Consider the following 14,109-nt stretch of genomic DNA (forward strand, 5'->3'; position numbering starts at 1 on the left):
AGTGACACATTCGTTGCCGAACACCCCGTGGATTGGTCCTCGTACGGGTCGTCAACTGATTGCCGGAATTTAGGTTTTGATCGGGATATTGACCCATCCGCCACGCCGTCCGCTGCGAAGCATGAGTCAGGAGGTAGCGGCAGAAGGCCGCCGCTTCCAGCACTACTTGTTGATCAGAGATGGGGCGTGATGGGCGAGGAGCACCTCGATACCCGGTTGCTGATGGAGTTGACCGAGCAGTCGCAGGATTTGAACAGCGACGCGCTGCGGATCACCCGTGAGGCACTCACCGAGTACTCGGAGCAGGAGCCGGTCCGGCGCTGGTGGCAGCGCAGCGGCACGGTCGCCGCCATGGTCGGCGGCGCCGCTCTGCTGGGCACGGCCCGTGCGGCCGCTGCGTCGAGCGACGACATCAAGGCGCTGCAGACCGCGGCGTCGCTGGAGAACCTGGCGGTCAGCGTCTACACGACCGCGGCCGGCCTGCCGTTCATCAAGAACGGCAACAAGACGGTGGCGGCCTTCATCGCCAAGACCACCACCCAGCACACCGCGCACGGACAGGCGTTCAACGCCGCGGCCACCCAGGCCGGCGGCAAGGCGCAGACGGCGGCGGACCCGAAGTACCTGGCCGTGGTCAAGGGCATGCTGCCCTCGATCAAGACCCCGCCGACGTGGTGAAGCTCGCGATCACCCTGGAGGACGTGGCGGCCCAGACCTACACCAGCTACGTCTCCAAGGTCACCGACCCGCAGCTGCGCAAGCTGTTCGCCTCGGTCGCACCGGTCGAGGCCCAGCACCGCTCCACCCTGCTGGCCGTCCAGGCCCTGCTGGCCGGCGGCGCCCCGCAGCTGATCGCGATCCCCACGGACGCGGCCAAGCTTCCCGCCGCCGCGGGCAGCATCGGGTTCCCCGACGCTTTCTACCCGACCAAGAGTGCTTCTCCGATCAGTGAAGGGGCCGTGAAGTGAGTGCTGGCAACGACAGCTGGCAGCTGCCGATCTCCGAGGGCGAGCTCACCCGCCTGACCCGCGACCTCGACGAGGCGCACCGCGAGTACCTGCCCGCGATGCACGCCGCCGCCGCCGACCTGACCGAGGAGCTGCGTACCACGCAGCCTTCGATCGCCCGGCTCGAGCAGCGCCGTGCGGCCACGCGCCGCGGGTTCCTGATGGGCGCCGGCGGTGTGGCCGCGGCCGTGGCGCTGGCCGCCTGCTCCAGCGGCAGCTCCACCAAGTCCGCCGTGGGCGCGCCCAGCAGCAGTGCCGGGACTCCGTCCGCCTCTGCCTCGGCGGCCAGCATGTACACCGGCGACCTGCAGGTGGTGGCCCTGGCCACCGCTCTGGAGAACCAGGCCGTGGGCGCCTACGGCGCCGCGCTGGCGGCCGCCAAGGCCGGAAAGCTGGGGACGGTTCCGCCGGCCGTGGCCAGCTTCGCGACCACCGCGATGGCGCAGCACGCGGACCACGCCAAGGCGTGGAACGCGGTGCTGACCGGCGCGGGCAAGCCGGCCATCACCACCGTGCCGCTGTCCAACCAGCCTGCGACCCTGCAGGCCCTGGGCGCGGTCACCGATGTCGGCGGGGTCGCCAAGCTCGCTCTCGAGCTGGAGAACCAGGCCGCCCAGACGTACCTGTTCGCGACCTACAACGTGACCAGTGCGGGTGGGATCGCCACGGCGGCGAGCATCGCGCCGGTCGAGGCGATGCACGCGGCGATCCTGAACTTCGTCCTGGGCCAGTACCCGGTCCCGGACGACTTCCTGCCGGTCGACAAGGCCGCCAGCCCGAGCCTGCTGACGGTCTGAGACCGGACCGCAGCGGGCCGGACGGTCCAACAAAGCTGGTGCGCCGCCACACCCCCACGGTGGTGGCGCACCACCCCCGGTAGTACTACGCGCATTCGAGGTTGAGGACATCACCGTGTTCAGGAATTGGCACCGTGCGGCACTGACGGCAGGCGGGCTGCTGCTCGCTCTGACAGCCTGCTCAAGCACCGGTACGTCCACCACCACCGCCAAGACCAGTACTCCGCCGATGGCGAGCATGTCCAGCATGCCGGCGGCGTCCGGGACGTCGGCGACGTCGGGGACGAAGATCGTCATCGACCACTTCGCCTACGCCCCCATGGATCTGACGGTCAGTCCGGGCCAGAAGGTGACGGTCGTCAACAACGACTCCACCGCCCACACGCTGACCGCCGACAACAAGAAGTTCGACACCGGCAGCATCGGCCCCGGCAAGTCCGGCAGCTTCACCGCGCCCACCACGCCCGGCAGTTACACCTACATCTGCAGCATCCACCAGTTCATGCACGGCACCGTGACCGTTCACTAGGGAGCCCACCATGGCCGCAGTCCGTATCATCCTGCGCATCCTGGCGGCCCTGGGTCTGGCCGTCGACGCGGGCATCCACGCCAAGCTGGCCGGCCAGTACGACGCGGTCACCGCCAGCATCAGCGAGGGCACCCTGTTCCGGGTCGAGGCCGGCGCGGCCGCCCTGGCCGTGGTGCTGGTGCTGGCCTGGCGCAAACGCCCGGGCGACCTGTTCGCGGTGCTGACCGCCCTCGCCGGACTGGCCGCGATCCTGGTCTACCGCTATGTCGACCTCGGGGCCTTCGGCCCGCTGCCGGACATGTACGAGCCGATCTGGTCCAGTGACAAGACCTGGGCCCTGATCGGACAGGCCGTGGCGGTGCTGACCCTGGTCCCGCTGCTGGTCCCCGGCCGGCTCACCCGGCGCAACGATTCCCGTACGGAGAGCTGACCCGTGTTCGACATCAGCCCGCTGAAACTGGTCGCCCTGGTGGTGCTGGCCGTGGTCATCTTCGGCCCGGACAAGCTGCCCAAGCTGATCGCGGACGGAATGCGGATGCTGCGCGCGGTGCGTGAGTTCTCCGAGAAGGCCAAGGACGACATCCGGCAGGAGCTCGGCCCCGAGTTCCAGGAGTTCGAGTTCGAGGATCTCAACCCCAAGGCCTTCGTCCGCAAGCAGCTGGCGCGGCACGGCGAGGACCTCGGCCTGAATGAGTTCCAGGAGCTCAGGGCCGGTTTCAGCAAGGACGCCGCAGAGGCCACGGCCGCGGTCAGGGCCGTCCGCGCCGACCCGCTGGCCAAGATCACCGCGGACGGTCCGGAAGGCCCGGAAGGCCGGTCCGGAGCCACCGCCTCAGCGGCGGCGGCTCCGACTCCGGCCTTCGACCTCGACGCGACCTGATCAGACGCCGCGCCGCCGGGGGGGTTTACCCCCTGACCGGCTCCGGCTGCGGGGCCGGCGCCGGGGCGTCCTCCTCCGGCGGGTCCACCGAGAGGTGCGGCAGGATCCGGTCGAGCCAGCCCGGCAGCCACCAGTTGGCCCGGCCGAGCAGTTGCATCGCGGCCGGGACCAGCACCGTGCGGATCACAAAGGCGTCGATGGCCACCGCGGCCGTCAGGCCGATGCCGAACTCGGCGATGACCCGCTGGCCGCCGAAGACGAAGGCCATGAACACGCAGATCATGATGGTGGCGGCGGCGGTGATCACCCGGCCGGTCTCGGCTTGGCCGATCCGCACCGCACGCGCGCTGTCACCGGTGTGGACCCACTCCTCGTGCATCCGGCTGACCAGGAACACCTGGTAGTCCATGGACAGGCCGAACAGGATCGACAGCATCATCACCGGCAGGAAGGCCTCGATCGGCCCGAGGTGCCGAGGCCCAGCGGGTTCAGCCCCCAGCCCCACTGGAAGATCGCGACCAGCACCCCGAACGAGGCGCCGGCGCCGAGCAGGTTCATCACCGCCGCCACGGCCGGCACCCCGATGCTGCGGAACGCGACCAGCAGCAGCAGGAAGCCCAGTCCGATGATCACGCTGATGAACAGCGGGATCTTGCTGTCCAGGACGTGCGCGAAGTCGTAGAAGATCGCGGTGGCCCCGGTGACGTAGACCGTCATCGTGGATCCGGCGCGGGCGGACGGGATGACGTCCGAGCGCAGGTGGGCGATCAGGTCGGTGGTCGCCACCGCGTCCGGCTTGGACGCGGGGTAGACGTCGATGATGCCGACGTCGGAGCCGGGCCGCAGCGGGATGGCCTGGACCTCGGCCACGTCCGGGGTCGCCCGCAGCGCGGAGGTGAGCTTGTCGAATGCGGCGCTGTCGGCGGCCCCGCTGAACTGGGTGACCACCTCCAGTGGACCGTTGAAGCCCGGTCCGAAGCCGTCTGCGAGCAGGTCGTAGGCCTGGCGGCTGGTGGAGGAGGTGGGCGAGTTGCCGTCGTCGGCGTGGCCGAGCCGGATCGAGCCGACCGGGATCACCAGGGCGGCCAGGACCAGCACCGCGGCCAGCGACAGCACCTTGGGGTGGCGCTCGACGAAGCCGGCCCAGCGGGCCCAGAAGCCGCCGGCCTCAGCCGGCTCAGGACCCTTCTCGGCCAGTCGGCGGCGCTGGCGGCGGGAGAGCACCCGCACCCCGAGGATGCCGAGCAGCGCGGGCAGCAGCGTGATCGCCGACAGGACGGTGAACAGCACGGTCAGCGAGGCGGCGATGGCGACGCCGTTGAGGAAGGACACGCCCAGCACCAGCATGCCCAGCAGGGCGATGCAGACGGTTCCGCCGGCGAACAGCACCGCGCGGCCCGAGGTGTTCAGCGCGACGGCGGCGGCCTCCTCGGGCGCCAGTCCGCGCAGCAGGCCGCGCCGGTAGCGGGTGACGATGAACAGCGCGTAGTCGATGCCCACGCCCAGCCCGATCAGCGCGGCCAGGGTCGGCGCCAGCGAGGCGATGCCGAAGGTGTGGGTGAGCAGGTTGACCGAGAGGATGCCGGCGCCCAGGCCGAAGACCGCGGTCAGGATCGGCAGCGCCATCGCGAACAGCGAGCCGAAGGTGATGAACAGCACGACCGCGGCGGCCAGGATGCCGAGGCCCTCGCTGGAGGAGGGCTTGGCCTGGGTGACCTGGTCGATGGCGTTGCCGGTCAGCTCCACCTGCAGGGTCGAGGTGCCGGCCGCCTGGGCGGTGTCGACGACCTTGTTGACGTCCTTCACGTTCAGGGCGCTGGCCTGGCCGGTGAAGTTGACCTGCGCGTAGGCGGTCTTTCCGTCCTTGCTGATCTGCGCCGCGCCCGCCGCGTCGTAGGGGCTGCGGACCGCGGCCACCTCGGGGAGCTTGGCGATGGTGGCGAGGGTGGAGGCCATCGACTGCTTGACCGGGGTCGCGCGCACGCTGCCCGAGGTGGTGTGCCAGACAATGGTGTCCTGGTCGCCGGACTGCGACGGGAACTGCGACTGCAGCAGGGTGAGTGCCTTGGTCGACTCGGTGCCCGGAAGCGAGAAGCTGTTGGAGTAGTTCGAACCGAGTGCGCTGCCGAGGGTGCCCAGGCCGACCAGGCCCACCACCCAGATCAGCAGCACCACAAAACGGTGCCGGAAGCACCAGCGGGCCAGGGTCGCCACAGCGCCCTCCATGAATTAATCGACCGGTAGGTTAGTTATGGGGGTGAAGGTAGCATGCGCTCATTACCGGTTCGTCACCGGTTCGTCAGGGAGTAGGGCATAGGGCATATGGCGAGAACAGTGGGAAGCAGTGCACCGCAGACCAGGCAGCGGATCCTGGACGCGGCGGCGGAGGTCTTCGCCGAGCACGGGTACTCGGGCGCCTCGATGCGGGACATCGCCGAGCGGCTGGGGATCACCAAAGCTGCCCTCTACTACCACTTCGCCTCCAAGGAGGACCTGCTCGACGGCCTGGTGCAGCCCGCCGTGCAGGCCCTGACCGACTACGCGCAGGCCGCGGAGTCGGGGCTGCACTCGCCCGCGGAGATGCTGCACCGGTTCCTGGACCTGACCATCGAGGGCATCCCCGGCCTGCACCCGCTGATGGTCGACCCCGGCGCTCGGGCCGCGGTCAAGACCCGGCACCACCCGATGGAGCTCATCCAGCGGATCGAGACACACCTCTCCGGCGGCACCGACCCGGACCAACTGCTGCGCTGGCAGTTCGCCCTCGGCGGCATCCGCACCCTGGTGATGACCCGCCTGTTCACCGCGATGCGTGCGGCGAACAGTGCGGGGCCCGACTCGGCCTTGGCGGACGGGTGCCTGACGGCCCGTCATCTGCCGGACGACACCACGCTGTTCAGCGACGCGGAACGCGAGGTCGTGATCGACGCGGCGCTGGCCGGGCTCGGCAGCGGGTCCTGACCTGCTGGACAAGGGTCCTCGCCGGTGAGGACCCTGCGGCATGACCGACCCTCGCACTGAAGGTCGGCCGACGGCAGGGGTACCCACCGTCTGGGTACCGTTCGCGACTCAGGCCGACAGCGGGGCGAGGCTCTGCGTGATCCTCTTGCTGGGGATGTCGGATGCATCGCGTAGCCTCTGCTCATCGTTCAACTGGGAGGGCGCATGGGTTTCTCTGGCGATTATGTCGTGGCTCGCACTGACCAGCCGTTGCTTGAGGTCGCGTTGTTCGCGTCCGGTTGCGCCGAAGGCCACATCGGATGCCTGTCCGCATGTGCGCCTCGTCCCGGCGGCTGGCAGACCATCCAGGTCCTCCACGGGCTACCGAACGACGGTACACGCGTTCTCCAGGCACTCGTAGAGGCGACAGCAGCTCCCGCCCTGATCGCGAACGTGATGGACAGCGACTTGTGCGACGTACGCGGGCTGGGCACCTCCGGGGTGCGGTGGTCGACTCTCCTTGACCCGGCCATGGCCGCCGACTACGGCATCCGCGTATCGTCTCCCGGCCCCGTCGAGCTGATCGCCCAGTGGGCCGCGGAAGCGGGGTTCGAGGCGGACCACGACGCACTCCGGGAAACCCTGGCCAAGAAGGCGGACCCCTTCGTTGAGGATCTACTGTTCGAGCTGATCGACTCGTGTGGCTTCCCTCTGACGACCCCCTGAGGAGTCGCCGGACCAGAACGGACCCTTCGCTCGTCCGTGTCATCACCTGTCAGGCCTGGCTGGATCCGTGTGACAACGACGTCGTGCTGCTGGGCTCGACGGTGCCTGGGGACCGGGAACGGGTCAACGCGGTCGTGCGGAAGGTCTGGCGGTAGCTGCCCTGCTCGGACTGGAGTCACACCCCTGCGACGCTTTGATCTCCGCGTCAACCTCCGGCCGACCCGCATCGCCATCGCAGCCCTGGGCAGGCGTCGGGCATGCTCGCTGTCACCGGTCCCATCTTCGGCCCGCACACCAACCTCATCCTCGCCATTGCAGCCGCCGTGTGCCTCATCACCGGTGCGGCCCTGGCCTGGCGCGACCGACACCGCCACTGACCCGCATCCCCTCCCCCGCCGACCGTACCGGCTTGGCTACGCCGACCCGTCGCGATCACCGTCCTGATCGCACTCGCCTGCGGCGCAACGGTCGTCGACCACGCCCTGATACCGCCGCACCGGTGGTCATCTGCGTGGCGGGCGGGCCGCCGGCCCTGGTTGTCGAGGTGGCAGCGGGCGGTCAGGCGTCAGGGTCGACTTCGGGGTGCGTGAACCGTACGGGCTTGCCCAGCGACCGGGCGTAGGCGATTTCGGCCCGGGTGCTGTCTCCGATGTAGTCGCCGACCTAAGCGCGCGAGTTCAGCATTTCTGAAGAGGCTTCGCAGGGAACAGCGGCCTTCCAGGGGCACAGTGTCATGGTTTCCAATCGGGTTGCGGAGAAACGAAGCGGAGGCCCCCGTGCCGACCACGGGGAAAGCGCTGCGATCATCCTTGGATGCATGAACTCGACGAGCTGATCAATGTGAACGACCCGGCTTGGCCAGAACTCCAGGAGTTGTTCGCGGCCAGCGCGGCACCGTTGGAGGTGCTACCGGTCGACGACGTCGAAGGCCGTCGCTGCCTGCTGCAGATGCAGGTCACCGCGCGATCCGCGCTCGGCAGCCTGGTGCTGAACAGCGGCGGCCTGGTCGTGGACGGCGGATGGGTCCGGGTGTTCGGCGGGGGTTCAGGCTCCGATGACCGCGACTTGCCGAGCTTGGCCCAGGTCAACCGGTTCCCCGCTGACTTCGACCCCGCCTGGAGCCCCGTGACTGGCCTTATCGTCGGCCACGACGTCCTCGGCGGAGTGTTCGCCCTCAACGGCCATGACCCCGCCGCTGCGGGACGCCCCGGCGTTCCAGGACAGATGGCCTACTTCGCTCCGGACACCCTCGCGTGGGAAGCGATGGAGATGGGCCACTCTGCCTGGATCTCCTGGCTGCTGTCCGGCCGCCTGGAGACGTTCTATGACGGGTTGCGGTGGCCCAGTTGGCGCCAGGACGCCGCCGCTTTGGACTTCACACAGGGGATCACCGTGTATCCGTTTCTGTGGTCGAAGGAGGCCCATGCTGACCTCGCTGCCACCAGTCGGCGGCCGGTGCCCATGTGCGAGGTCCTCGGCGTGACCGCCGACTGCGCACGGCAGATGGGCCCGGCTGATCCAGGGTTCCTCGGCGACGTGTAGGCCCGCGATGTGCAGCTGTCAGAACCGCTACCGGAGAGCGATTGTCGACAGCTTTTGGCAACGGATGTCGATCATGGGGCCCTGGGAGATCGCTCAGATATAGCAGCGGTGGGTTCGTCTGGGAGGGGGAGAGCTTGAGGGCTGAACTCAGGTGAGGTCGAAGGTGATGCTCACGGAGCCGTTCCAGTCCGGCGCCTGCGTGAACGTGAGGGTTCCGTCCTCTGCCTCGACGACTTTCACCATGATCCCGCCGCGATCCTCGCCAGGAAACGCAACGGAGAAGTGGGGATCCATCTCCATGAGGAAGTCCCAGCCCTCTCGCTGGGTCGTGTCGAGGGCGTCGGCATGCCGACCGGTCGCCCGCCATATGCCAACCGCGTCGACGGTGACAGTGATGTCGATGTCGTACATCTCAAGGCACGTCGATTGATTGGCCCACCATTCGAGTCGGGCCTGACCCGCGAGTCGATCCATGAGCACACTATGCACGTAAGTACTCCAACACCAGTGCGTTAAGCCTGTGACCTGCGGCGCAACCCCGGCGTGAACGTCGAACGGGACTCCTGATAGATCATCTTGCTGCCAAGCTCGGATGATCATCGGGAGTCCCGTTGCGCGATCAGTCTGCCACCACGCCCGCCATGCAGGTGATCCCGGGGGTCTACGCGCCGGGCCACTTGGGCGAGTTGACCCAGATCGTGGATTTTGCCCTGGTGGACGCCGTGCTGGAGGAGACCGGGGCGCGGGAGAAGCGGCTGCGGCTGCTGCCCGCCCGCGTGATGGTGTACTTCGTCCTGGCTCTCGCGCTGTTCGAGCACGCCTCGTACCGGGCGGTGTGGGGAAAGCTGACCGCGCACCTGCCCGGAACGTGTCAAGTCAAATGAGACGTTCGTACGGTTATGCGCTCTGTTGTGCTGATTCGGGTTCTCTGCGTTTGGCGGGGTCGTTGATCCACGCCTGATCGGGGATCTTGGGCGGGCGGGGGCGGCGGGCGAAGCGTTCGGGGTGGCGGGCGTATGCCTCGTTGAGCGTGACGGCGCGCTGGTCCTGGACTTGGCCGGCGGTGCCGAAGTGCACGGACGCAGGCGTGTGCAGCCCGATGCCCGAATGGCGATGCTCATGGTTGTAATAGGCAATGAATGAGTCGAACCACTCGCGTGCGTGGTTCAGGGAGTCGAACCGCGCCGGGTAGTCGGCCATGTACTTCGTGGTTTTGAACTGGCTTTCGCTGTACGGGTTGTCATTCGAGACCTTGGGGCGCGAGTGCGAGCGCGTCACGCCCAGATCGATGAGCAACTGCGAGACTTTCTTGCTGGTCATCGAGGTGCCGCGGTCCGCGTGCAGGTGCTCGGGGGCGATGCCGTTGCGTTCGACGGTCTCGCTGATCAACTCCTCGGCGCGCTCGGCCGATTCGGCCATCTCCACGGTGTAGCCGACGACGTAGCGGCTGAAGATGTCGATGATGACGTAGGCGTGGTACCAGATGCCCTTGTCTGGTCCGGCCAGTTTGGTGATGTCCCAACTGAAGACCTGCGAGGGGGCGGTGGCCACGAGTTCGGGGATGGACTTGGCGGCGTGGGTGGCCTGGCGGCGGCGCTCGCCGGTCTGGCCCTGGGCCTCCAGGATCCGGTACATCGTGCGCACTGAGCAGTAGTAGCGGCCCTCGTCCAGTTCGCGCGCCCAGATCTGGGCAGGTGCCAGTTCGGCATAGGCCGGGCTGTTCATCAGTGCCAGGATCCGCGCGCGCTCCGCCGGAGCCAGAGCTGAGGGCGGCGAGGGGCGCGGAGCGCGCTCGCGCGGCGGGGGCGGGTTGAGCCGACGGTAGTGCGTGGCCCGTGAGCGACCGGTCAGCCGGCAGGCCGCAGTGGTGTTCAACTCCCGCTCCAGCGACTGGAAGAGCTCGTCGGCGACCTGCTCGGCCTCGGCTTTCAGCCCGCACTCTTGGAGAGCAGTTCCAAGAGTGCGGAAGCTTTTCCCAGCAGCTCCAGGGCGGCGTCCTTCTGCGCCAGCTCCCGTTCCACGACGGCCAGCCTCTTGCGCAGCCGCTCGGCCTCGGCTGCTTCGGCGGGCCTCTTGGGGCGTGCGGGCGAGGTCCGCCGGTCGGCGAGCGTGGCCATCGCTCCGGCGTCTCGCGCGGCCCGCCACTCGATGATGTGCGAGTGGTACAACCGCTCGCGGCGCAGGACCGCGCCCTTCTCCCCGCTGGGGGCGGCATCGTACTCAGCGACGATCCGCAGCTTGTATTCCGCCGTGAACGTGCGCCGCTTCGGCCGCGGGGCCGGGTCGGGCTCGGGGGCTGTGCGTGAGGTGGTGGTATTGGAAGCCATGCCGGGAATCTCCTGTCTCGCCCATCCAGACTAACCCGGACGAACCGGACGTCTCAGTCGAGACTGTCAGAGAGGGCCCCGCGGCCGTGATCGTCCGGCCAGCCGTCTCCTCGCTCGCCCGGGCGAGGCGCCGCCTGGGTGCCCGCCCCCTCAAGGTGCTGTTCGAGACGCTGGCGGGTCCTGTCGGCGAGCGCCACCGCCCCGGCTCCTTCTACCGGGGGCTGCGCACAGTGGCCGTCGACGGCACCAGTCTGCACGTGCCCGAAGACGCGCAGGTCACCTGGCTCTATCCCAAACGGGTCGGCGAGAAGAGGGAGTTCGGCTACCCGCTGCTACGCCTGCTGGTGATCGTCGAGTGCGGCACCCGGGCTCTGCTGGGCGCGGCCTTCGGCCCCGAGGCAACCGGTGAACTACCCTACGCCACACGCCTGTTGCACGTGCTAGACGCGTCGATGCTGCTGCTGGCCGACGCGGGCTTCGACGCCGTGCACTTCCTGGCCGACACCGCCGCGACCGGCGCCCACTTCCTGGTGCGCTCGGGCGCCAGCCGCTGCCCCACCGCCCTTCAACACCTCGCAGACGGCTCCTACCTGGCCCGCCTGCGCGCCCCCTACCGGGCCGGCCTGGGCTACTCGCCCCTGCCGGTGCGCGTGATCGAGGCCGAGGTCACCGTGACTCTGTCCGACGGCACCGTACGCACCGAGCAGTGGCGCCTGCTCACCAGCCTCCTCGACCACACCACCCACCCCGCAAGCGAACTCCTGCACCTCTACCACGAGCGATGGCAGGCGGAGACCGCCTATTTTTCGATCAAGGCCAGCATCCTGGACGGCCGCGTCCTACGCTCGCGCAGCATCGACGGCCTCGACCAGGAGGTCTGGGCACTGCTGACCGCCTACCAGGTGCTGATTCGCGCCGCTGCCGACGCGATCACCGACCAGCCCGCCCTGGATATGGACCGCCTCAGCTTCACCGTGCTGCTGCAGGCCGCCGCAGACACCGTCCTGACCGCCGCCGGCACCACGATCCAGGACAAGGCCGACCTGGTGGGAAGGATCGGCGCAGCGATCCTCGCCGACCTGTGGCCCGCGCACCGCCGACAGCGCGTCAAGGCCCGCAGCAAGAAGAACACCACCAGCAAATACGCCCCGAACGCGGGCAAGCACCCCCAGAGCGCACCCACCTACACCTTCAGCGCCAAGATCGGAATGCTGGAGAACGGACTCACTGCCCGCCCACGACGCTGACAGCCACGCAGGCCACGGTTGCACCGCAGGTCAACGCCCTAACGCACTGGTGTTGGTAAGTACTCCAGCTGCAGATCTTGATCTTGGCACTGGGCGGAGGGGCCTGTCGGCTGTATCCAGCAGGTGCGCTGGGACCTGTCGAGCAGGCACTATGCACCGATGAGCACCATCATCAAGTTCTTCGTGGCGCCGGACCACGCCGCTGCCGCTGCCGTCGTAGATGTCGGACCCGACGACTTCTTTGAGTCGCTGACGTTCGGGAACTTCGACGTCGAAGAGGCGCTGATCGAGTGGGAGGGTATCTTCACCGGTCAGACCTTCGAAGACCTCGTCTCCGCTGATGTTCCCGAAGTCGTCGCCGATCCTGGTGATGGCCAAGGCCCGGTGGTCCTTGCGGCCTCTCGGGTTCTGCAGGACGCTCTGGCCGCTGCTGTTGAGCAACGGCTTGTCGAGGTCAGCCGACTGTGGGTTGCGGAGCGGGCGGCAGACGGCGAGGTCTTCGACGAGGGGATTGCCGTGCAGATCTTGAACGGTCTGGCTGGCCTGGTCCGCGCCATCGGCCGGAAGCCGGAGAGCCTGTACTGCTGGACAGCGTAGAAGGACGCGGCCACCGGCCGCCGGAAAATGGTCTTGCTGGGGCGTCTGCCTGCCGCGGTGCTGGTCCCGTGCCGGGGCAGAGGAAGCGGGAGGTCGGCCGTCAGAAGGCTGCTGCCCGATTTGCCGAGGCCGGGCACTGGGATGTGCTCATCGAGACTCAGGATGAGTCGGACTGGCATGCTCAGGTTCGCCGCCTGCGGGCCGAGAACCAGCAGATCGACTGGACGGCGGTCCGCCCTGTCGCAGCGAAACAGCCGTCGATCACCTGCGGCCTGTACTGGAGCATCTACAGCTTGCGCTTGACCGCACGGGTGATCAATCCAAAGTCGGCGGCTGGCGGGTGAGTAATTGGGTGTAGTACAGGCCGAGCTGGACTGCTTGGCCCACTGTGATGCCCGGGACGGCGATGTACTGGTAAACGAAGTTCGGGTTGTAGCGGAGAAACTTTGTGGGCTTCGCCGATGCGGCAAGGCCAAGGTCCACCAGGGCGTCGAAGTTGAAGAAGGAAGCGCGTCGGGCGGCCTCGGCCTCCCGGGCGGCTTGGTGCTCATCACGGCGTCCGTGGCCGGCGTGGCCTTCGGGGACGATGATCGCCAGTCGGAACTGGTGGCCTTGAAGTTGCCAGCCCCAGGTCAATCCGTCGGGGCCCTTCGTGAACCAGTCGATGAGTCCGGTGTTGTTGGTCAGTGTGACCCCTGCTGTCACGCCGTGGGCGGCGAGTTCGGTGGCTACCTGCTGGAACCTCATCTTTTGGACGGGCGCGTCAAGGCGGACCCGGTCGAGCAGGGTCCGGGGCTCCTTGTCCAGCGTAAGCAGCTCATTGAGTGGGGGTCGCCCTACGGTCTCGACCAGCGTGCAGAGCTTCGCGGTGAGGTCCAGCCATCGGCCGAGGGTGGCGCCGGCGTAGCTGTCGTCTGCTGCTACCGCCGGGATGGTAGGGCGCAGGCGTTCGGCTAGTTCCTGGTAGCCGAGCCATGTCCACTGTTGCCCATCGGGAGTCGACCAACTTCCAGCCGGCCAGTCGGGGTCGGTGAGACTCAACAGGACGAGCCGGGGAGCGCTGTCCTTCAGCTTTGCCGCGATGCGCGTCAGTTGGTCAGTGTCCGGTAGCGCGAAGACCTTGTTCTCGATGACCAGCGTTGGGTGACCGACCGCCCGGACCATCAGGTCGGTGTGGTGCTTCTCGCGGAAAACTCTGACCGGGGAGGCCGTCCCCATGAGTGCCTCAGCTACGGGCGGGAACCGGCTGAGGTACCAGCCCAGCAAGTTGGAGTGGAACAGCTCCTTGCTTCCCTGGGACATGGCGAAGATGGGATCGCGCTCCAGGTCCTCAACCAGCGCTCTCAGTGGACTGTTGTGGATCATTCCATCGGACATGAACTGCATCGTGCCACTTCGCCATCCAAGACCACCCGGTGATTCCCATTCTCATCCCGCTGCCTGCCTACAAGAAGCCGCACCGACGTCGTCCAGGCCCTCCCCAACGGGGGTGGCGTTCGTGTGGGTGTTGGAGGAGG

General features: G+C 68.0%; 16 protein-coding genes and 2 pseudogenes. 13 read left to right on the plus strand and 5 right to left on the minus strand.

The window, feature by feature from the left end:
- The first annotated feature begins 189 nt into the window (after window positions 1–189).
- From ACXKR8_RS08085 to ACXKR8_RS08110, 6 genes are all read left to right on the plus strand, one after another.
- The gene (locus ACXKR8_RS08085) at window positions 190–678 is read left to right on the plus strand and encodes a hypothetical protein (RefSeq protein WP_462100402.1); all 489 of its coding nucleotides are present in this window, start codon (window positions 190–192) and stop codon (window positions 676–678) included.
- Window positions 672–968: a ferritin-like domain-containing protein gene (locus ACXKR8_RS08090; protein ID WP_462100403.1), complete on the plus strand. Its 297-nt coding sequence runs from the start codon at window positions 672–674 to the stop codon at window positions 966–968. The genes ACXKR8_RS08085 and ACXKR8_RS08090 overlap by 7 nt, the downstream gene beginning before the upstream one ends.
- On the plus strand, window positions 965–1,804 hold the full coding sequence (locus ACXKR8_RS08095; protein WP_458272210.1) for a ferritin-like domain-containing protein: 840 nt from the start codon (window positions 965–967) through the stop codon (window positions 1,802–1,804). The genes ACXKR8_RS08090 and ACXKR8_RS08095 overlap by 4 nt, the downstream gene beginning before the upstream one ends.
- A 115-nt stretch (window positions 1,805–1,919) precedes the next feature.
- Window positions 1,920–2,333, plus strand: a complete 414-nt coding sequence (locus ACXKR8_RS08100) for a cupredoxin domain-containing protein (RefSeq protein WP_458272211.1) — start codon at window positions 1,920–1,922, stop codon at window positions 2,331–2,333.
- 10 nt (window positions 2,334–2,343) lie between these two features.
- Window positions 2,344–2,763, plus strand: coding sequence for a hypothetical protein (locus tag ACXKR8_RS08105; protein WP_458272212.1), 420 nt, complete (start codon window positions 2,344–2,346; stop codon window positions 2,761–2,763).
- A 3-nt stretch (window positions 2,764–2,766) separates the two neighbouring features.
- Complete coding sequence (locus ACXKR8_RS08110) at window positions 2,767–3,213, plus strand: sec-independent translocase (RefSeq protein WP_458272213.1); 447 nt, start codon at window positions 2,767–2,769, stop codon at window positions 3,211–3,213.
- A gap of 25 nt (window positions 3,214–3,238) precedes the next feature.
- Here ACXKR8_RS08110 and ACXKR8_RS08115 read toward each other — a convergent pair.
- Window positions 3,239–5,439: pseudogene (locus ACXKR8_RS08115) on the minus strand (MMPL family transporter).
- Between the two features lie 96 nt (window positions 5,440–5,535).
- On the opposite strand from ACXKR8_RS08115, the gene ACXKR8_RS08120 reads away from it, so the two are divergent.
- From ACXKR8_RS08120 to ACXKR8_RS08130, 3 genes are all read left to right on the plus strand, one after another.
- Window positions 5,536–6,174 (plus strand): TetR family transcriptional regulator, encoded by a 639-nt coding sequence (locus ACXKR8_RS08120; protein ID WP_458272215.1) that lies wholly within the window; start codon window positions 5,536–5,538, stop codon window positions 6,172–6,174.
- A 204-nt stretch (window positions 6,175–6,378) separates the two neighbouring features.
- On the plus strand, window positions 6,379–6,879 hold the full coding sequence (locus tag ACXKR8_RS08125; protein ID WP_458272216.1) for a hypothetical protein: 501 nt from the start codon (window positions 6,379–6,381) through the stop codon (window positions 6,877–6,879).
- A gap of 813 nt (window positions 6,880–7,692) precedes the next feature.
- Window positions 7,693–8,421, plus strand: coding sequence for a DUF2625 domain-containing protein (locus tag ACXKR8_RS08130; protein WP_458272217.1), 729 nt, complete (start codon window positions 7,693–7,695; stop codon window positions 8,419–8,421).
- Between the two features lie 147 nt (window positions 8,422–8,568).
- Here the strand turns inward: ACXKR8_RS08130 and ACXKR8_RS08135 are convergent, their stop codons facing one another.
- On the minus strand, window positions 8,569–8,832 hold the full coding sequence (locus ACXKR8_RS08135) for a hypothetical protein (protein WP_462100404.1): 264 nt from the start codon (window positions 8,830–8,832) through the stop codon (window positions 8,569–8,571).
- 230 nt (window positions 8,833–9,062) lie between these two features.
- On the opposite strand from ACXKR8_RS08135, the pseudogene ACXKR8_RS08140 reads away from it, so the two are divergent.
- A pseudogene (locus ACXKR8_RS08140) lies at window positions 9,063–9,287 on the plus strand (transposase domain-containing protein); the annotation flags it as partial.
- Between the two features lie 31 nt (window positions 9,288–9,318).
- Here ACXKR8_RS08140 and ACXKR8_RS08145 read toward each other — a convergent pair.
- Window positions 9,319–10,353: an IS3 family transposase gene (locus ACXKR8_RS08145; RefSeq protein WP_458274906.1), complete on the minus strand. Its 1,035-nt coding sequence runs from the start codon at window positions 10,351–10,353 to the stop codon at window positions 9,319–9,321.
- Window positions 10,350–10,748 (minus strand): transposase, encoded by a 399-nt coding sequence (locus ACXKR8_RS08150; RefSeq protein WP_458266979.1) that lies wholly within the window; start codon window positions 10,746–10,748, stop codon window positions 10,350–10,352. Before ACXKR8_RS08150 ends, ACXKR8_RS08145 begins: the two co-directional genes overlap by 4 nt.
- An 86-nt stretch (window positions 10,749–10,834) precedes the next feature.
- On the opposite strand from ACXKR8_RS08150, the gene ACXKR8_RS08155 reads away from it, so the two are divergent.
- The 3 genes from ACXKR8_RS08155 (at window position 10,835) to ACXKR8_RS08165 (ending at window position 12,936) form a co-directional block, all read left to right on the plus strand.
- Window positions 10,835–11,995, plus strand: coding sequence for an IS4 family transposase (locus tag ACXKR8_RS08155; RefSeq protein WP_458272219.1), 1,161 nt, complete (start codon window positions 10,835–10,837; stop codon window positions 11,993–11,995).
- Between the two features lie 159 nt (window positions 11,996–12,154).
- A complete protein-coding gene (locus ACXKR8_RS08160) occupies window positions 12,155–12,592 on the plus strand; it encodes a hypothetical protein (protein WP_458272220.1) in 438 nt (145 codons plus the stop codon).
- A 68-nt stretch (window positions 12,593–12,660) separates the two neighbouring features.
- Complete coding sequence (locus ACXKR8_RS08165) at window positions 12,661–12,936, plus strand: hypothetical protein (protein WP_458272221.1); 276 nt, start codon at window positions 12,661–12,663, stop codon at window positions 12,934–12,936.
- On the opposite strand, the gene ACXKR8_RS08170 is transcribed toward ACXKR8_RS08165, so the two are convergent.
- Window positions 12,908–13,969 carry a PDDEXK-like family protein gene (locus ACXKR8_RS08170; protein WP_458272222.1) on the minus strand — a complete coding sequence of 354 codons (1,062 nt, stop codon included), beginning with the start codon at window positions 13,967–13,969 and terminating at the stop codon, window positions 12,908–12,910. The two genes, ACXKR8_RS08165 and ACXKR8_RS08170, sit on opposite strands and share 29 nt — an antisense overlap.
- Between the last annotated feature and the right edge of the window lie 140 nt (window positions 13,970–14,109).

The sequence above is a fragment of the Streptacidiphilus sp. PAMC 29251 genome, from assembly GCF_054208735.2.